This is a genomic window from Flexivirga sp. YIM B11880, from assembly GCF_058148645.1.
In genome coordinates this window covers 853,501-871,059 of the sequence record NZ_JBMAMH010000001.1, presented here as the reverse complement: position 1 = coordinate 871,059, position 17,559 = coordinate 853,501, and the positions used below count along the sequence as shown (strand labels likewise).

Sequence of the window (17,559 nt, the reverse complement as noted above, 5' to 3'; positions counted from 1 at the left end):
GTATGTCGATCACTCGGTCTCCCCGAAGTCCGGCCGGTGCCCGGCCCGCAGCACCAGTTCGAGCTCGAAGCGCCGGTCGGGGTCGTCCAGGTCGTCGGCGAAGACGTCGCGGAGCTGGCCCAGGCGGTAGCCGACGGTCTGCGGGTGCACGTGCAACTCCTCCGCGATCCGGCCGCGTTCCCCACGGTGCTTCAGCCACACCAGCAGCGTCTCGGCAAGCCGGTCCCGCTGCTCGGGACGCAGCCGCGCCATCGGCTCCAGGCTCCGCGCCGCGAGGTCGCGCATGACCAGCGGATCGGCCCGCAACGCGATCATCGTGAGATGGTCGTCCACCCACCGCGCGTCGCCGGCCGGGTCGGCGAGCGCCGGGGTGGCCGCCGCGAGCGCGGCGGCGCGATAGGACTCCTCCGCCGTCTCCCACCCGCGCGCGGGACCGATCCACGCGTGCCGGCCCCGCAGCACCTCGCCGACCTCGGCGCGCTCGGCGGCAGAGCCGGGTGCCGCGAGGACCACGACGACCTCGCCGGTGCGGCCACTGATCAGGGCGTCGTCGCCGAGCGCGGCCCGCAGGCCCTCTGCGTCCTCCGGCGGCAGCACCGCCGCCACCACCCGCGGCGGAATGGGCCAGCCGGCCCGGGCCGCCAGCCGGCGGGCCTCCACATCGGACAGGTTGCCCGCGAGCATCCGGCGCAACAGGGACTCCCGCCGCCGGTCCCGCTCCCCCACCTGGCGCGACTGCTCCTCGGTGAAGCCCTCGATGCTCGCCGCGGAGATCTCGTCGATGTAGACGAAGATCGACTCGCCGAGCGGCAGCATCAGCCGCGGTTCGAGCCCGACGCGGTCGGCGATCGCCGAGACGGCGCGAAACGTCACCCGGGCGCCCAGCCGGTATGCCGACAGCAGCGCCTCCAGCGAGCGGCCGGTCCGGGCCTCGCCGACGCCGATCTGGCGGTAGATCGCACGCGTGGCCGGCATCAGCGCGGGCTCGTCGCGGCCGGGCAGGTCGATAAACAGCCGGCCGAGCGCGATCTCCACCCCGCGTCGCACGGACGCGCCGAACTCTCCCTCGAGCGGCCGGGAGTATTCGGGTACCTCCTGCGGGATGCGCAGCACGATCTCCTCCACCAGCTCCGGCAGGGAGCCCGCGAGCAGCCGGCTCACGTCCCGCGGCAGCTCCGACCACGGCATCTCGTAGCCGATCGAGCTGCCCGGGACGGGGCGCTGCGTGCTCGTCATACGACGTCCTTTGTGGTGCGGTGATAAAACCAGATACTCCATTGTAGGTCGCGGGTGGATGAATCAGCGCCACGAGCCAATTAGAGTGGACCCATGGGTTTGAAGTCCGCTGCACTGCGCGCAGCCTCGGTGTTCACGCACCCCGCGCCGCCCCATGACTTCCTCGCCCTCATCAACCCGCTGTCCTCGGCGCGGCAGCTGCGCGGCGTCGTGACCGCGGTGCGTCCGGAGACCCCGCAGTCGACCACGATCGCCTTCCGGCCCGGCTCGGGCTGGTCCCCGCACGACGCGGGCCAGTGGGCCCGGATCGGTGTCGAGATCGACGGAGTGCGCCAATGGCGGTCCTATTCGTTGTCCGCGCCCGCGGGCGGTGACCCGGAGATCACGGTGACCGCGTGCGGCAAGGTGTCGGCGCATTTGGCGCACCAGACCCGGGTCGGCGACATCTTCTTCCTGGCGCCGCCGCAGGGCGAGTTCCTGCTGCCGACCGGCCCGCGTCCGCTCCTCATGCTGACCGGCGGCAGCGGCATCACGCCGGTCGTGTCGATGGTCCGCACCCTCCTGCCGAAGCGCGCCGACGCCGACGTGGTGCTGATCCATTCCGCCCGCGACCGCCAATCGGCACTGTTCGGTGACGAGCTGGCCGAGCTGGCGGCGCAGCACGACGGTTTCCACGTGGTGCACCGCTACACCTCGGACGACGGCCGCATCGACTTCTCGACCACGCGCGACATCGACGGGTTGTGCCCCGACTGGCGCAGCCGCAAGACCTACGTCTGCGGGCCGGCGGCGATGCTGGACGATGCCGAGAAACTCTGGCTGGACGCGAACCTTCCGGAGAGCCTGACCGTTGAACGCTTCGAGACGGCCAAGCTGACCCAGGTCGCCGGCAACGGCGGCACGGTGATCTTCGAGAAGTCCGACCGTGAAGTCCACGCCGACGCGAGCACTCCGCTGCTCGAGGTCGGCGAAGAAGCGGGCGTCCTCATGCCGAGCGGGTGCCGGATGGGCATCTGCCGGACCTGCCTGACCCCCTTGCTGTCCGGCCAGGTGCGCGACCTGCGCACCGGCGACATCATCGACACCGAAGGCGACCTCATCCAGACCTGCATCTCGGCTGCCGCCGGGAACTGCCACCTCGACATCTGATCAAGGATCTGAATCTCGTGACCCTGACGACCGAAACGACCGAGACCACCACCGTCGCCGCCAAGAAGCGCACCGGCGTGCTGCCGACCTCCGGCGCCCCCCTGGTCCGGCCCTCCGACGCGGCGCACCTCACCGACGAGCAGGTGCAGCAACTCGGCGCCGAGCTGGACGCCATCCGTGACGAGGTCATCGCCGAACGCGGCGCGTCGGACGCGGCATACATCCGCCGGGTGATCAAGATCGCCCGCGGCCTGGACGTCGGCGGCCGCATCGCGCTCACCTTCAGCAAGACCAAGCTGGGCTGGGCGGCCGGCACCGGCGCCATCGCGCTGTCGAAGGTGCTGGAAAACATGGAGATCGGCCACAACGTGCTCCACGGCCAGTGGGACTGGATGCGTGACCCGGACATCCACTCGACCACCTGGGAGTGGGACTTCGTCGCGCCGGCGCGTGGCTGGCAGCACACGCACAACGACATTCACCACACCTGGACCAACGTGCTGGGCAAGGACCGCGACGTCGGCTACAACATCCTGCGCGTCAGCGAGGACCAGCCCTGGCAGCCGCGTGACGTCTGGAACCCCGTCGTCAACGCGGCCCTGGCGCCGCTCTTCGAGTGGGGCATCGCGTCGTACGACCTCGAGTGGGACATGGTCAAGGCGGGTGTGAAGACCAAGGAGGAGTTCAACTCCGACCTCGCCGCACTGAAGAAGAAGGCGATCCGCCAGGTCGCCAAGGACTACATCGCGACGCCGGCGGCGGGCCTGCTGGTCGGCAACTCCTTCAAGCGCGGACTGGCCGGCACCGTCGCGGCCAACATGATCCGCAACGTGTGGGCGCACGCGGTGATCTTCTGCGGTCACTTCCCGGACGGCGTCGACGTCTTCACCGAGGAGATGATCGACGGCGAGACCCGAGGCGACTGGTACATCCGCCAGATGCTCGGCTCGGCGAACCTCTCCGGCTCCAAGCTCTTCCACATCCTCACGGGCAACCTGTCGCACCAGATCGAGCACCACTGCTTCCCGGACCTGCCGTCCAACCGCTACATCGAGGTCGCGCCGAAGCTGCGTGCCGTATGCCGCAAGTACGACCTGCCCTACACCACGGGTCCGCTGCCGAAGCAGCTCTTCCAGACCTGGAAGAAGATCTGCCAGCTCGCGCTGCCGGACGAAAACCGCTGGGAGACGGTCAAGGCCGTCTATTCGCCCAACAAGGCGAAGCGGCGTCGCGCGAAGGCCGCGCTGAAGGCGGCCCAGCCCATCCCGGCGGCATAGCGGCGGCACAGGAGGGGCCAAGCGCCCGACGGTTGAGTGACCGTCATGGAGACCACCGCAGCCCTCAATCTGTCCGAACCGAGCGACGACTACGGTGTGCTGCGCCGAGCCGGCCGGGCCGTGCTCGGCGGCGCCGCCATCCTGATCGTCGGGGCGGGCGCCATACCAGCCGCTCAGGCGTCGGCGGCCGGTGTCGCCACCGGGCTGAAGCACATCTCGTCGCAGCGGACCGGCCACCCCGCCGGCACCAGCCCCACCGCGCTGCCGACCGAAAGTCGAGCCGCCGCTGCACGATTCGTCGTCGGTGAGGACGGACGTCTGACACCCGTTGACGGCTGAACCGGCGGCTGACGGCCCCGCTGCGGCGTCAGCCGATGGTTCGGGCGTCCGCCGCTGTTCCGGACGTCATCCGGCGGGTATGCCGGGCGTGTTTCCGCCGGATGCCTCGCGGGTAGCCACCGGCATACATCTGCACCGTGTCCCTGCGAGTTGACGATCCGACATGAGCGAGCGCGCGACCGACCCACGCCGGCGGCACGGCGCGTGAGCCACCGCGGCATCCGTGCACTGATCGGCACGCGTGTGCGCGCTGTCCGCAAGGACATCACCCGGCAGGTTCCCGTCCGCGTCGTGGTGACGCTGGCCGCGGTGCTGGGGCTGCAATCGGCCGACGGGTCGGCGATCGGCTCCGATGCCACGGCGCTGGAGACCGGCCTCGGCATCGGCGTCACCCAGATCGGGCTACTGCTGAGCGTCGGCATCATCGTGGGCGCCGTCATGGCAGTGCCGGCCGGTGTGCTGGTGGACCGGGTCAACCGGACCCGGCTGCTGGCCTGGGCCGTCGCCGGCTGGGGCGTCGCCATGGCGGCGTCGGCGGCAGCAGCCGACTACCGGTGGCTGCTGGCCAGCCGGATCGGCCTCGGCGGTGTCGCCGCCGTCGCGGGGCCGGCCGTCGCGTCGTTGATGGGCGACTACGTGCCGGCGAAACATCGTGCGCACATCTACGGCTACGTGCTGTGCGGCGAGCTGATCGGCGCCGGATTCGGTCTCGTCGTAGCCGGCGAACTGGCGACCATCAGCTGGCGTATCCCCTTGGTCTCGTTGACCATTCCGACCTTCGTGGTGTGCTGGCTGCTGCACCGACTGCCCGAGCCGGAGCGCGGCGCTCAGGCGGAGACCGGAAGCGACGGAGAACAGCAGCGCCTCTCGCTGTGGCAGGCGGTGCGCTACGTCCTGAGCATCAAGACCAACGTGGTGCTCATCGTCGCATCTGCCCTCGGCTACCTCTTCTTCGCCGGAGTGCGTGGCTTCGCAGTGCAGTTCGCGGAGCAGCAGTACGGGCTGCCGCAACCGGTCGCGGTGCTCGTCGGACTCTTCATCGGCGTCGCCGCTGTCGGCGGCCTCGTCGTCGGCGGCCAGCTGGCGGACCGGCTGCTGCACCAAGGGCATCCGAACGCGCGCATCGTGGTGCCCGCGTGCAGCGTGTTCCTCGCCACGGCGGCTTTCCTGCCCGGCATCTTCGTCACCCAGCTGTGGATCGCCATACCACTGCTGCTGGCCGGTGGCGCCGCGGTCGGTGCCTCCACCGCCCCGCTCGACGCGGCCCGGCTCGACATCGTCCGCGCGAACACCTGGGGTCGCGCCGAGGCCGTCCGCACCCTGCTGCGCGACGGGGCCGAGGGCGGCAGCCCGCTGCTCTTCGGCTTCCTCGCCGGTACGGTCTTCGCGGGGCACCACGGACTGCGCGACGCCTTCGCCGTCACTCTGCTGGCACTGATCGGCGAAGGCGTCGTCCTGGTGACGATCGCCCGCCGGACCTACCAGCGTGACCGGGAGTCGGTCTCCACCACGTGAACCCGGCGGTGAGCCACCGCCCCGGTGGTCCCGCCCAACAGGGCACCGATCAGGCCCGCCGCCGCCAGGATGATCGCGCTGACGATGGCGCCCGTCATACCGGTGAACGACCCGACGTGGATCCGCGGGAACAGGTCGAACTGGTAGAGCACGGCATACTTCGAGCTGGCGAACTCGACGATGAGGGACGCCACGACGGCCGCCACCGCAGCCCAGAGCCAGACTGCGAGCCCCGCGATCAGACCGCTCCGTCGCGCCATCGTGCCGCAGACGTAGCCGCCGATGAGGCACACCACGAAGGCGAGCACCAGCAGCGCGATCGCGCCGCTCCAGCTGACACCCGCCGGCTGGGTGAGGCGTGCGCCGTCGAGCGCGCTCGCGATCCGGTGTCCGGTGCCGACCTTCGCCGCCACGGCGTGCACGATCGCCGCGATCACGACGTAGCCACCGACGGCGGCGAGGAAGCCGCACAGCCCACTGCCGATCTGCGGCGCCCGTGGCGCGATACGCCGTTTCTCGGTCACCACGTCGGGAGTCGGCGACGCGACCGCCTCCCGCCGGGCGGGAGCCGGATCGGCGGCGTTCCGGCCCACCGGCCGGGTGTCGCCCTCATCGTCCCGGAGATCGCGGTTTCGGTAGCCGGCGTCGCGGACATTGCCGTTTCGCACGTTGTCGTCCGTGACGTTGTCCTCCGGAGCAACATTGTCGTTTCGTGCCCCAGCGGCCGGCAGCACGCCCCCATCGGCCGCGGCGTCCTCGTGTTTGTGCAACAGATTGAATCGCATGGCGCTCATCTCGATTCCTGATCAGGTGCGCTCGCAGGCCAGGTCCACTACCTGCGAATTCCGGCTACCCGTCGGTTCCACCAGTGAAACCACCTGCGCCACCGGGCCCCGGATAGGTTGAGGTCATGCCACGTTCGATCCTCCTGGTCCGGCACGGCCAAGCGTCGTTCGGCAAGAGCGACTACGACCAGCTCAGCGACGTCGGACGCACCCAGGCACGGTTGCTCGGGCAGTTCCTTGCCACGCGTGACGTCAGACCCGACCGGATCGTCAGCGGCAGCCTCCACCGGCAGCGGCAGACGGCCGCCGGGATGTGCGTCGCGGCCGGCTGGCTCACCCCGACCGACGTCGACGACGCCTGGAACGAGCTGGACCACGTCGAGATCATCAACACGCTCAAGCCGGCATACAAGAACATGCTTGTCCTCAAGGCCGACATGGTCCGGACCCTGCGGCCCCGCGCGGCGTTCGAGGACATGTTCACCCAGGCGATCGCCCGCTGGGCGAGCGGCGAGCACGACGAGGACTACACCGAGAGCTTCTCCGCCTTCGACCACCGCGTGCGCACCGCGATGTCAGCGCTGCTGGAGCACGATGCCGAATGCACGCTGGTCATCTCCAGCGTCGGGCTCATCTCCTGGATCGTCGCGCGCATTCTCGTCCGTGAGCCGTGGGACCGCGACGTGCGCGACCCGGAGCGTCCCGACACCAACGACCTGGCGATCGAGAACATCTGGCGCGCGACCTCCATGGCCGGCTACAACACCGGGGTCACCCGGCTGCAGCTGGACAAGGAGGGGCTGCCGCAGTTGTTGACCTACAACGAGATCGGCCACCTGCCGGAGGCAAAGCTCGCGACCGTCCGCTGAGGACACTCACGACGTTTCTCCCCCGTACGCTCCTTCGAATACCCCGCTCGATCCTCGCCATCACGGCTTTCGCAGACACGGGTACGTGCCGGACGCGACGTCGCTGACGTAGCCGTCGTAGAACGGGACGTATCCGCGCTCGGCGTCGGTGAGGACGAAAACCTGGTCGCCGCCTCGCCTTTCGAAGCCCTGGTTGCGCAGCTCGACCTTGCGGCTCTTGAAGGTCGAGGTGTGCTCCAGGGAGTCGGTGATCCGCACGAAGAGGGGCAGCGCGTATGACGGCAGCGTGCGCGCCAGCTGCCCGGCCCACGCGGGGCCGTCCACCGAACCTCCTTCGGCCAGAACGACGGCCGCCATCCCGGCCTTGCCGTCGGCGCCGGGCACGGCGACGCCGTAGACCGAGCTCTCCGCGACGCCGGGTAGCTCGCCGAGCGCCGACTCGACCTCGGTCGTCGCGACGTTCTCACCCTTCCACCGGAAGGTGTCGCCGAGCCGGTCGACGAACGCGACGTGCGTGAGGCCCTGATTGCGCACCAGGTCACCGGTGTTGAACCACAGGTCGCCGTTCTTGAAGCCGCTGCGCAGCAGCTTCGCCTCGGTCGCGTCGTCGTCGGTGTAGCCGTCGAACGGCGCCCGCTCGGTGACCTTGGCGAGCAGCAGCCCGACGTCGCCCTTCTTCACCTTGCGCAGCCGTCCCTTCACGTCACGGGTTGCGGCTCCCGTCTCGGTGTCGTAGGCGACCACCGCGTAGGGCAGCGGACACGTGCCGGCGGTCTGGTCGACGTTGTAGGCGTTGATGAAGGCGATGTTGCACTCGCTGGCCCCGTAGAACTCGGCAATTCGCTTGATGCCGAAACGATCCTGGAACTGCGCCCAGATGTCCGGGCGCAGGCCGTTGCCGACGATCACGCGCACTGCGTGCTGAGTGTCGGCCGGTTTCTCCGGCTGCGCCAGGAGATAGCGGCACAGTTCTCCGATGTAGACGAAAGCCGTCGCGTCATACCGGATGCAGTCGTCCCAGAAGCCGCTCGCGGTGAACTTGCGGGGCAGGGCCATCGCGGCGCCGCTGACCAGCACCGCGCTCAGCGCGACCGTGACGGCGTTGTTGTGGTAGAGCGGCAGCGGGCAATACATCGTGTCGGTCGACTTCAGCCGCACGCCGAGAGCACCCAGCCCGCTGTAGGACTTCAGCCACCGGAAGTGGCTCATGACGGATGCCTTCGGCAGCCCCGTCGTGCCGGAAGTGAAGATGTAGAAGGCCTTTTCGTGGGCGATCGTCTGAGCGCAGGCCGCCGGGTCGTCCTCCGGCGCGACGGCCGCCGCCTCCTGGAGATCGCTGAAGGTCAGCACGTGCTGCGCCTGGGCACCGTCGCCGGCGCTCCCGAGATCGTCGGTGCAGGCATCCTCGACGACCACGATGCGGGCGCCCAGGATCCCGAGACTGTGCGCCAGCACCTCGGAGCGCTGGTTGTAGTTGAGCAGCCCGGCGATCGCGCCCAGCTTGACGGTCGCCAGCTGCACCAGCAGGTTGTCGATCCCGTTGTGCGCCATCACTCCCACGACGTCGCCCCGCTCCACACCGAGCGACTGCAAGACGTGCGCGTAGCGGTTGACGATCGCGTTGGCCTCGCCGTAGGAGACGGTGCGTACGCCGCCGTCGGCGCCCTCGCCCTTGAGGAAGACACGCTCGGGGTGCCGTGCTGCGGCGTTCTGGAAGATGAGGCCGAGCGAGTTCTTCGCCGTCGGCTTGCGGAGCAGCAGGCCCGGCGCTTCCCGGGCGAGCAGGGGCAGATCGGGCACGATCCCGAGCGCTCCCTTCCCGAGGTCGAGCAGACTGACGCGCTGACGGGTCTGTGGACTCACTGGACGTACTCCTTGCTGGTCGCAGGCGCGGCTCCCGGAACTCTTCACTGTACTCACCAGTAACCAACGTGGCGGTGGTTCGCGCGCACCGATCGCGTTTGTGCTGAACACGCGACACGTGGCACAGTGTGGCCATCATGAAGCTTTGAGACCCGTCATCGCTCGCGTCCGTGGCCGTCCCCGGCGAGTGCTCCCACCTTCGTGGAATTGGTCTCTCATGTCTTTGCTCATCACCGATCTCGTCTGTTCGTATGCCGACCGCCGCGTCCTCGACGGCATCAGCCTGTCCGTTGCCAACGGCGCGACCGTCGGCCTGGTCGGCGAGAACGGTTCCGGCAAGTCCAGCCTGTTGCGCGTGGTCGCCGGCCTGCAAGAGCCGGACGGTGGATCCGTCGTGGCCTCAGCAGATCTCGGCTTCTTCAGCCAGGACAGCGGGCTCGACCCGTCAGCCACGCTCGGTCAGGTCCTGTATGACGCCCTCACGCCCTTGCACTCGGCCGTCGAGCGACTGGAGCAGCTCGCCGAACGGATGGGCGACGATGCGGGGGCTGCGTCCAACTATGCCGACGTGCTCGACTGGGCGGTGCAGCACGACGCGTGGGACGCCGACCGGCGTGCCGAAGTGGCGGCGCACCGTCTCGGGCTCGGCGACATCGATCGGTCGCGCACCGTGGCGTCGATGTCCGGTGGCGAGCGCTCCCGGCTGGCGCTGGCCGCTCTACTGACCCGACGCCCCGGTGTCCTGCTGCTCGACGAGCCGACCAACCACCTCGACGACGACGCGCTGGACTTCCTCGAAGCAGAGCTGGGTTCGATGACTGCGGCAACTCTGGTCGCCTCCCACGACCGCGTCTTCCTGGACCGGACCTGCACCGCCGTGGTGGACCTCGACCCGTCGCACTTCGGCACCGACGGCAGGGGCGGGCGGCTCTTCTCGGGCAACTTCAGCGACTACCTCGCGGCCAAGCGCGATGCGCGGGAGCGTTGGCAGGAGGAGTTCGAGGCGCAACAGGACGAACTCAATCACCTGCGGGTCGCCGCGCACACCACGAACACCGACATCGCACACAACCGCGGCCCGCGGGACAACGACAAGTTCATCTACGGCTTCAAGGGGCAGCGCGTCCAGGCCACGGTCAGCCGGCGACGGCGCAACGCCGAGCAGCGGATCGAGTTGCTCGAGCGGGATCGAATCCCGAAACCGCCCGCGCCAATGCGCTTTTCGGGCACCTTCGACCGGGAACCGATCGCCGGCGCGATGCTGCGGTCGGTCCTGGTGCCGGGCCGGCTGCGCTGCGAGCGGCTGGACGTCAGCCCGGGCGAGCACCTGCTCGTCACGGGCACGAACGGTGCCGGAAAGTCGACGTTGCTCGACGTGATCGCCGGACGGCTGACCCCGCCGGCAGGCGATGTCCAGGTGCGAGCGCGGCAGATCGGGCTCCTCACCCAGGACGTCGCGCTGCCCGACCCGTCCGCGTCGGCGGCCGACCTGTTCGAACGGCTCGATGCGCGGATCTCGTTGTCGTCGCTCGGTTTGCTGCACCCGCGGGATCATCGGCGGCCGCTCGGTGAGTTGAGCCTGGGTCAGCAGCGGCGGGTCGAGCTGGCGCTGCTGATCGCGCGGCAACCGGACCTGCTGCTGCTCGACGAGCCGACGAACCACCTGTCGCTGGCACTGGTCGACGAGCTGGAGTCGGCGCTGGCGCAGAGTCCGGTGACCGTCATACTCGCCAGTCACGACCGCTGGATCCGGCGGCGCTGGACCGGCGAGACGCTGCGGCTGCAACCGGTGGACCGGCTCACTCCACCGTGACGGACTTCGCGAGGTTGCGCGGCCGATCGATGTCGCGGCCGAGCACCGTGGCGACATGGAAAGCCAACAGCTGCAACGGGATCGTCAGCAGAATGGGGTCCAGCTCCGGAGCGCTGCCCGGCACGTCGATCCGGCGCACGGGTAGGTCGCCGAAGTCAACGTCCTGGTGGGTGACCGCAACGATCGGGCCGCCGCGTGCCGCGATCTCGCTCAGCCCGGCGACGTTGCGCTCGGCCAGCTCACCGGCCGGCACGATCGCCACGGTCGGCATCTCGGCGCTGATCAGGGCGAGCGGACCGTGCTTCAGCTCGCTGGCCTGATAGGCCTCGGCGTGCTGATAGCTGATCTCCTTCAGCTTCTGAGCGCCTTCTCTGGCTACCGGGAACCCGTTGACCCGACCGATGAAGAACAGGCTGCGGGCATCGGCGAGTTCCTTTGCCACTGCCGCGATCTGGTCCTCGGTAGCGAGGATCTCGGTGACCTGTCCGGGCAGCGCGTGCAGCGCGTCGACCAGTCGCTTGCCATCGGCGTGCGACAGATCGCGCACCCGGCCGAGCGCGAGCGCAAGCAGCGCGAACCCGACCGTCATGTGCGTGACGGCCTTGGTGGAGCACACGCTGACCTCCGGACCGGCGTGCAGGTAGATGCCGCCGTCGCACTCCCGGGCGATCGACGAGCCGACGACGTTCACCATGCCGACGACGCGCCCGCCCTTGCGCCGGATCTCGCGCACCGCGAACAGCGTGTCGGCGGTCTCGCCGGACTGGCTGACCGCGACGTAGAGCGTGTCCGGCTCGATGACCGGGTTGCGATAGCGGAACTCCGAAGCCGCCTCCGCGTCGGCCGGAATGCGTGCCGTCGCCTCGATCAGGTCGGCGCCCATCTGCCCGGCATACAACGCGGATCCGCAGCCGATCGCCTTGACGCGCTTGAAGGTTCGCAGCTCGCGCGGCTCGAGGCCGAGACCGTCCAGCCGGGCCGTGCCGAAGCGGTCGTCCAGGCGCCCGGTCAGCATCCGCTCCAGTGACGCCGGCTGCTCGAGGATCTCCTTGCGCATGAACGTCCCCTCGGCCAGCTCGAGGTCGATCAGGTCGACGTCGATCTGCTCCGGCTGCTTCCCGGTGTCGGCGCTGTCGCGGGTGAAGGTGCGGAAACCGGACGCGGTGACGGCCGCCAACTCACCGTCGTCGAGATGCACCACCGAGGAGGTGTGCCGCACCAGCGCCGCCGCGTCGGACGCGACGAACATCTCCCGGTCGCCCACTCCCAGGATCAGCGGCGAGCCCTGCCGTGCGACGACGAGCTCGCCCGGCGTCTCGGCGTCCAGGACTGCGATGGCGTAGGTGCCGGTGATCTGGCCGAGCGCGTCCAACACCTTGTCCGGCAAGGACTTCGCCTCGGAGCCGGCGATCAAGTGCGCGAGCACCTCCGTGTCGGTGTCGGACCCGAAGCGCGCGCCCTCGGCCTCGAGGCGCTTCCGCAGCACGGCTGCATTGTCGATGATTCCGTTGTGCACGACCATGATCCGGCCGGATGCGTCACGATGTGGGTGGGCGTTCGCTTCCGAGGCCGGCCCATGGGTCGCCCACCGCGTGTGTCCGATCCCTGCCTTGCCGGTCAACCGTGCCGGCAGGGCGCGCTGCAGGTCGCGGACGCGCCCGACGGCACGTACCACCTTCGGTCCGCGGGCCGTGATCACGCCGATTCCCGCTGAGTCGTAGCCGCGGTACTCCAGACGCGACAGACCTTCCAGCAACACCGGCACGGCGTTGCCGTGCCCGACATACCCGACGATCCCGCACATGTCCCTGCTCCGTTCTGTCCGCGACGTCCCCGCCGCTGCTCGTGTGTCCGGCCGATCAGCCGTAGACGATGCGCCGCAGCTGTCGCGTCGTGAGCGCCGGCGCCGCCACCGTCCGTTGGGCGAGCTCGGCGGCGATCAACTCGAAGATCTCCTCGTTGCGCTTGCCGTAGGTTCGATGGTGCGCATGGCGTCGGCGGACGAACTCCTCGACCGGCTCGGCATACCAGGCGAGCACGTCGTCGATCACCCGGGCGGCGACCAGGGGCGCCAGGCCGGTCGTGGCCGCGACCTGTGCAATCAACTCGTCATCGGCCACCAGCAGATCATGCCGGCGGCGGCGACGAATACCAAATATCTGCCCGAAATCGGGCAGCACTGTCGGTTCGAGTGCTGATTGTCCGAGCCGAAGGAGCTGGGATGAAGCTCGGCACGACCGCAGACCGCAGCAGAACGTGACGGTCCACGTTAGGTTGGCGGGCATGGCAGCCAAGGGCAGCACACCCGCGGTCGAGCTCGAAGCCGGCGCGCACACGATCCGGATCTCGCACCCCGAGCGCGTCTACTTCCCCTCGCGAGGAGAGACGAAGCTCGACCTCGCCCGCTACTACCTGTCGGTCGGCGACGGCATGGTCCGGGCGTTGCGCGACCGGCCGTGCATGCTGCACCGCTACCCGACCGGAGTGACCGGCGAGAAGGTTCACCAGAAACGGTTGCCGCGCGGCGCGCCGGATTGGCTGGAAACAGTGCGGATTCACTTCCCGCGGTGGAACCGCACGGCGGACGAGTTGTGCGTCACCGAGATCGGCGCGGTGGTCTGGGCGGTGCAGATGTCCACGGTGGAGTTCCACCCGTGGAACTCCAGGCGCTTCGACGTCGAGCGGCCGGACGAATGGCGGATCGACATCGACCCCATGCCGGAGGCGAGCTTCGAGCGGGTGCGGCGCACCGCTCACGTCGCTCGCGAGCTGCTGGACGAGCTCCGGATCACCGGCTATCCGAAGACGTCGGGCGGCTCCGGGCTGCACGTCTACGTGCGCATCGAGCCGGAGTGGGGGTTCCAGGACGTCCGGCGTGCAGCGCTGGCGTTCGCGCGCGAAGTGGAGCGGCGCGCCCCGGATGACGTGACGACGACCTGGTGGCGCAAGGACCGCGATCCACAGCAGGTCTTCGTCGACTACAACCAGAACACCCGCGATCACACGATCGCCGCCGCCTACTCGGTGCGCGGCAACCCCGACGCGACGGTCTCGACTCCGTTCAGCTGGGACGAGCTCGACGACATCGACCCGCGCGACTGGACCATCGCCACCGTGCCGGAGCGGTATGCCGAGAAGGGCGATCTCTGGTCGGGCATCGACGACGAGGCATTCCGGCTCGACACGCTCCTGGAGTGGGCCGAGCGGGACGAGCGCGAGGGAGCGGAGCCGCCGCCGGACGACGCCGAATAGCTCGTGCCCGAACCGCCGCCCAGCGCGGCGCGCTTCCGCAGCGGTGGCTCGTCATGCGGGCAGCTCGGTCGGCAGCTGGCCACCCTGGAAGTCCTGAATGCCGAGTCGTCCCAGCGACTTCCGCAGCTCCTCGAGCTCAGGTCGCAGCGCGGGCCGCGAGCGGCGCAGGCGCCATACACCCTGCAGGTCGTCGCGAGCCGTGCTGACAATCTGCACGCGGCTGTCCGGATCGTCAAACCAGTCGACCGGCACCTCGTGGATGCGTAACCGGCACCACTGCGCCAGGACGAGCAATTCGGTGTCGAAGAACCACGCCTCGTCCTGCACCAGCGGGAGCAGGGCATGCGCGACATCCCCGCGGATCGCCTTGAAACCACACTGCGCATCGGAGAATCGGGCGCGCAGCGTCTGGTGCAAGATGAAGTTGTAGCTGCGCGAGATGAATTCGCGCTTCGCGCCACGCACTACCCGCGCACCGTGTGTGAGCCGGGAGCCGATCGCCAAGTCCGAGTGCCCCGAGAGGAGCGGCGCGACGAGCGGGAACACGGCACTCAGGTCGGTCGACAGGTCCACGTCCATGTACGCCAGCACGAGTGCGTCCGAGGACAGCCAGGCCTGTTTGAGCGCCAGCCCGCGGCCCTTGCGGCTCATGACGTGCAGCCGCACCTCCGGCAGTGCTGTGGCGAGCCTGCGCGCGACGAGCAACGTGCCGTTGGTGGAGCCGCTGTCCGCGATGGTGATGCGGAAGGGATAGGGAAACTGCTCCTGGAGCAGAGCTCGCACGGTCTGCACACTGGCGGCCAGCACGTGCTCCTCGTTGTGCACCGGGATGACGACGTCGAGCACGATCGGCCGCGGTCGGTATGCGTCCTGTGACCGCACCGCATCGCCTTGTACTTCAACGGTTTCCATCATGATGAGTCCTCAGTTGCTCGTTGCGGAGCTGGTCGGCTGGGTGAGGTCGTAGAAGGTCGATCCCCCGATCGTCACCTTCGTGTAATGCGCCTCCACCCAGCTGGTGATCTGTTGGGTCACGGTGGAGCCACCCATCCGGTTGCCACCGACGCCGCCGGCGATGAAGTAGTGGATCTTCCCCGCCGTCACGTAGGCCTGGAACTGCGCCAGGGTCGGGGACGGATCGCTGCCGTTGAAGCCACCGATGGCCATGACCGGCCGCTGGGTGGCGAGTTGGAGCCCGGCCGCGTTGTTGCTGCCGATCGCCGCCGCGACCCAGGTGTAGTGGCTTGCGTCGGCGTCGAGTGCCGTGACGATCGCGGTGCCCGGGGTGCTCGCGTCGAGCAGACCGCCGATGCCGCCCCCGCGCATCGCGCCGCCCTGGGTAGGCATGCCGCCACCGAAGCCGCCCGCGCCGCCACCGAAGCCGCCCGCGCCAGCCGGCCCGGCGGTCGGGATTGAACCCGTGTGTGCGGAGTTCACCGTGCTCCAGGTGTATGCCGCCGGCCCGGCGAGCCCGGCTGCGATCGCGCCGGCCAAGACCAGGGGAATCGCCTTACGGTGCAACCAGTTCAGCGCGAGAAGGAGGAACGCTGCCGCCATACCGACCGCGAGGACCGACGCGCGCAGCCAGTCGCCGTACGCGGTGGTGCGGGTCAGCAGGATGAACGACCAGGTCGCCGCGGACGCGGTGGCCGCTGCCAGGGTGATCGAGCCGACCGCCTGATGACGGCGTTCCCACGCTTCCCGGGCACCCATCCCGACCAGTGCCGCGATCGCCGGCGCGAGCGCGACCGTGTAGTACTGGTGGAAGATCCCGGCCATGAAGGAGAACGTCAGGCCGGTGACCACCAGCCAGCCGCCCCACACGAGGTATGCCGCCCGGCGGCCGTCCGTGCGCGGCCGCCGGCCACGGAGAGCGATGCCGGCACCGAGCAGGATGAGCGCAGCCGGCAGCAGCCAGGAGATCTGGGCGCCCACCTCGTAGCCGAACATGCGGGTGATGCCGGTGCTGCCCCACATGCCGCCGCCGTTGCCACCGCCACCACCGACCGAGCCGGTCTCGTTGCCGGTGATCCGGCCGAACCCGTTGTAGCCGAAGGTGAGGTTCCAGAACGAATTGTCCTGGCTGCCACCGATGTACGGCCGGACACTGGCCGGCACCAGCTGCACGACCAGCACCCACCAACCACCCGCGAGGACCAGGGCGCCCACCCCGGCGAGCAGCCCGGCGAGCCGGCGCTGCAGGGTGGTCCGGGCGGCCATCAGGTAGGCGACGGCGAAGAGCGGCACGACGAGGAAGACCTGGAGCGTCTTGGTGAGGAACCCCAAGCCGAGGAAGAGCCCGACCAGGGCCATCCACCGGACGGAGCCCTTCTCGATCGCTCGCAAGGTCGCCCAGGCCCCGAGCGTCATCAGCAGCACCAGCAACGCATCGGGGTTGTTGAAGCGGAACATCAACGCCGCCACCGGGGTCAATGCCAGCACCGCACCGGACAGCAACCCCGCCAGGGGTCCGAAGTGCCGCCGGACCATTGTGTAGACGAGCCCGACGGTCGCGACACCCATCAACACTTCCGGCATCAGCAGCGCGAACGAGTTGAGGCCGAACACCCGCACCGACAGGGCCATCACCCAGAGGGCGGCCGGTGGCTTGTCCACGGTGATCGCGTTGGCGGCGTCGGAGGAACCGAAGAAGAACGCCTCCCAATTGACCGAACCTGCCTGTGCCGCCGCGGAATAGAAGGAGTTCGCCCAACCACTGGCGGTCAGGTTGTAGCAGTAGAGGACGGCTGTCCCGACAAGCAGGCCGAGCGCCGACGGACGGGCCCAGGCCGGATCATCCGCGTGCCCGCGCCACCACCGGCCGAGTCGTCGTGTCCCCGCGACAGCGCGGGACGACCTGTCGTCGGTCGGCGACTCGCTGCGGATCGCGTGATCTGAGGTCCGCAAGTGGGCGGTTGCTGAATCCATGCCGCCGACCTTGTCGGCGATGTTTGTGGCCCTGCTGTGGCATGTGCCAGCGATGACCATGAGCCGATCGTGCGACCGCCGACTTGCCAGCCATGGCAGCGGATTCGCAAAGGATGGGCACAGCACGCCCGGCCAGGTTCGTGGGCGACGAGGAACCGCCGAGACGCGAAGGACACATCGTTCATGACCCAGCACCCAGGCCAGCTGCCAGATCCGACCGATCAGTCGACGCCGGTGCCAACGCCGGTCGTGTCGCCCGCCGCCTCACCTGCGACCTCACCCGCACTGCGCCAGCCACGCTGGTCGGGGAAGAAGACCGCGGTCGTCGCCGCGCTGGCGATCGGCCTGTCGTCGGCCGGTGCGATCACGGCCTCCGCAGCGGTGCCGAATGGCTCGGGTGCGGGCACCGGAGTGGGCGGTCCACGCGGCTTCGGCAACGCCCGCAACTTCCGTCCGGGAGCCGGCGGACCCAGTGCGATGCCGTCCGGTGCACCCGGTGCCAACGGCGCGGGTGCTCCGAGCTGACGTCCGCG

Annotated in this window: 15 protein-coding genes; 8 read left to right on the top strand and 7 right to left on the bottom strand. The window is 69.3% G+C overall.

Annotation, left to right across the window (positions count from 1 at the left end; all coding sequences use genetic code 11):
- Positions 1–9: 9 nt before the first annotated feature.
- Positions 10–1,236: a PucR family transcriptional regulator gene (locus tag ACN8HC_RS04040; protein ID WP_490073577.1), complete on the bottom strand. Its 1,227-nt coding sequence runs from the start codon at positions 1,234–1,236 to the stop codon at positions 10–12.
- Between the two features lie 93 nt (positions 1,237–1,329).
- Here ACN8HC_RS04040 and ACN8HC_RS04035 point away from each other — a divergent pair, with 93 nt between their 5' ends.
- From ACN8HC_RS04035 to ACN8HC_RS04020, 4 genes are all read left to right on the top strand, one after another.
- Complete coding sequence (locus ACN8HC_RS04035) at positions 1,330–2,385, top strand: ferredoxin reductase (protein WP_490073576.1); 1,056 nt, start codon at positions 1,330–1,332, stop codon at positions 2,383–2,385.
- A 17-nt stretch (positions 2,386–2,402) separates the two neighbouring features.
- Positions 2,403–3,662 carry a fatty acid desaturase family protein gene (locus ACN8HC_RS04030; protein WP_490073575.1) on the top strand — a complete coding sequence of 420 codons (1,260 nt, stop codon included), beginning with the start codon at positions 2,403–2,405 and terminating at the stop codon, positions 3,660–3,662.
- Positions 3,663–3,707: 45 nt separating this feature from the next.
- Positions 3,708–4,001, top strand: coding sequence for a hypothetical protein (locus tag ACN8HC_RS04025; RefSeq protein ID WP_490073574.1), 294 nt, complete (start codon positions 3,708–3,710; stop codon positions 3,999–4,001).
- A 204-nt stretch (positions 4,002–4,205) separates the two neighbouring features.
- The gene (locus ACN8HC_RS04020; RefSeq protein ID WP_490073573.1) at positions 4,206–5,516 is read left to right on the top strand and encodes an MFS transporter; all 1,311 of its coding nucleotides are present in this window, start codon (positions 4,206–4,208) and stop codon (positions 5,514–5,516) included.
- On the opposite strand, the gene ACN8HC_RS04015 is transcribed toward ACN8HC_RS04020, so the two are convergent.
- Positions 5,480–6,310: a hypothetical protein gene (locus ACN8HC_RS04015; RefSeq protein ID WP_490073572.1), complete on the bottom strand. Its 831-nt coding sequence runs from the start codon at positions 6,308–6,310 to the stop codon at positions 5,480–5,482. The genes ACN8HC_RS04020 and ACN8HC_RS04015 overlap by 37 nt on opposite strands.
- Positions 6,311–6,426: 116 nt before the next feature.
- On the opposite strand from ACN8HC_RS04015, the gene ACN8HC_RS04010 reads away from it, so the two are divergent.
- Entirely contained in the window at positions 6,427–7,170 is a 744-nt protein-coding gene (locus ACN8HC_RS04010; RefSeq protein ID WP_490073571.1) for a histidine phosphatase family protein, read from the top strand.
- Positions 7,171–7,230: 60 nt separating this feature from the next.
- Here the strand turns inward: ACN8HC_RS04010 and ACN8HC_RS04005 are convergent, their stop codons facing one another.
- Positions 7,231–9,033, bottom strand: coding sequence for a long-chain-acyl-CoA synthetase (locus ACN8HC_RS04005; protein ID WP_490073570.1), 1,803 nt, complete (start codon positions 9,031–9,033; stop codon positions 7,231–7,233).
- Positions 9,034–9,250: 217 nt separating this feature from the next.
- Here ACN8HC_RS04005 and ACN8HC_RS04000 point away from each other — a divergent pair, with 217 nt between their 5' ends.
- The gene (locus ACN8HC_RS04000) at positions 9,251–10,846 is read left to right on the top strand and encodes an ABC-F family ATP-binding cassette domain-containing protein (RefSeq protein WP_490073569.1); all 1,596 of its coding nucleotides are present in this window, start codon (positions 9,251–9,253) and stop codon (positions 10,844–10,846) included.
- Here ACN8HC_RS04000 and glmS read toward each other — a convergent pair.
- Positions 10,833–12,650, bottom strand: coding sequence for a glutamine--fructose-6-phosphate transaminase (isomerizing) (gene glmS, locus ACN8HC_RS03995; RefSeq protein ID WP_490073568.1), 1,818 nt, complete (start codon positions 12,648–12,650; stop codon positions 10,833–10,835). The two genes, ACN8HC_RS04000 and glmS, sit on opposite strands and share 14 nt — an antisense overlap.
- Before the next feature lie 55 nt (positions 12,651–12,705).
- Positions 12,706–12,966, bottom strand: coding sequence for a hypothetical protein (locus ACN8HC_RS03990; protein WP_490073567.1), 261 nt, complete (start codon positions 12,964–12,966; stop codon positions 12,706–12,708).
- A 163-nt stretch (positions 12,967–13,129) separates the two neighbouring features.
- On the opposite strand from ACN8HC_RS03990, the gene ligD reads away from it, so the two are divergent.
- Entirely contained in the window at positions 13,130–14,098 is a 969-nt protein-coding gene (ligD, locus tag ACN8HC_RS03985) for a non-homologous end-joining DNA ligase (RefSeq protein ID WP_490073566.1), read from the top strand.
- Between the two features lie 51 nt (positions 14,099–14,149).
- On the opposite strand, the gene ACN8HC_RS03980 is transcribed toward ligD, so the two are convergent.
- A complete protein-coding gene (locus tag ACN8HC_RS03980; protein ID WP_490073565.1) occupies positions 14,150–15,013 on the bottom strand; it encodes a dolichyl-phosphate beta-glucosyltransferase in 864 nt (287 codons plus the stop codon).
- A gap of 9 nt (positions 15,014–15,022) precedes the next feature.
- Positions 15,023–17,026, bottom strand: coding sequence for an ArnT family glycosyltransferase (locus ACN8HC_RS03975; protein WP_490073564.1), 2,004 nt, complete (start codon positions 17,024–17,026; stop codon positions 15,023–15,025).
- Positions 17,027–17,209: 183 nt separating this feature from the next.
- Between ACN8HC_RS03975 and ACN8HC_RS03970 the strand changes: the two genes are divergently transcribed.
- The gene (locus ACN8HC_RS03970; RefSeq protein ID WP_490073563.1) at positions 17,210–17,551 is read left to right on the top strand and encodes a hypothetical protein; all 342 of its coding nucleotides are present in this window, start codon (positions 17,210–17,212) and stop codon (positions 17,549–17,551) included.
- Positions 17,552–17,559 lie beyond the last annotated feature (8 nt).

Excerpts from the sequence above, each read along its gene's own strand:
- ACN8HC_RS04040 (WP_490073577.1), bottom strand. The coding sequence starts at position 1,236 with ATGACGAGCACGCAGCGCCCCGTCCCGGGCAGCTCGATCGGCTACGAG.
- ACN8HC_RS04035 (WP_490073576.1), top strand. The coding sequence starts at position 1,330 with ATGGGTTTGAAGTCCGCTGCACTGCGCGCAGCCTCGGTGTTCACGCAC.
- ACN8HC_RS04025 (WP_490073574.1), top strand. The coding sequence starts at position 3,708 with ATGGAGACCACCGCAGCCCTCAATCTGTCCGAACCGAGCGACGACTAC.
- ACN8HC_RS04015 (WP_490073572.1), bottom strand. The coding sequence starts at position 6,310 with ATGAGCGCCATGCGATTCAATCTGTTGCACAAACACGAGGACGCCGCG.
- ACN8HC_RS04010 (WP_490073571.1), top strand. The coding sequence starts at position 6,427 with ATGCCACGTTCGATCCTCCTGGTCCGGCACGGCCAAGCGTCGTTCGGC.
- ACN8HC_RS04000 (WP_490073569.1), top strand. The coding sequence starts at position 9,251 with ATGTCTTTGCTCATCACCGATCTCGTCTGTTCGTATGCCGACCGCCGC.
- glmS (WP_490073568.1), bottom strand. The coding sequence starts at position 12,650 with ATGTGCGGGATCGTCGGGTATGTCGGGCACGGCAACGCCGTGCCGGTG.
- ligD (WP_490073566.1), top strand. The coding sequence starts at position 13,130 with ATGGCAGCCAAGGGCAGCACACCCGCGGTCGAGCTCGAAGCCGGCGCG.
- ACN8HC_RS03980 (WP_490073565.1), bottom strand. The coding sequence starts at position 15,013 with ATGATGGAAACCGTTGAAGTACAAGGCGATGCGGTGCGGTCACAGGAC.
- ACN8HC_RS03975 (WP_490073564.1), bottom strand. The coding sequence starts at position 17,026 with ATGGATTCAGCAACCGCCCACTTGCGGACCTCAGATCACGCGATCCGC.
- ACN8HC_RS03970 (WP_490073563.1), top strand. The coding sequence starts at position 17,210 with ATGACCCAGCACCCAGGCCAGCTGCCAGATCCGACCGATCAGTCGACG.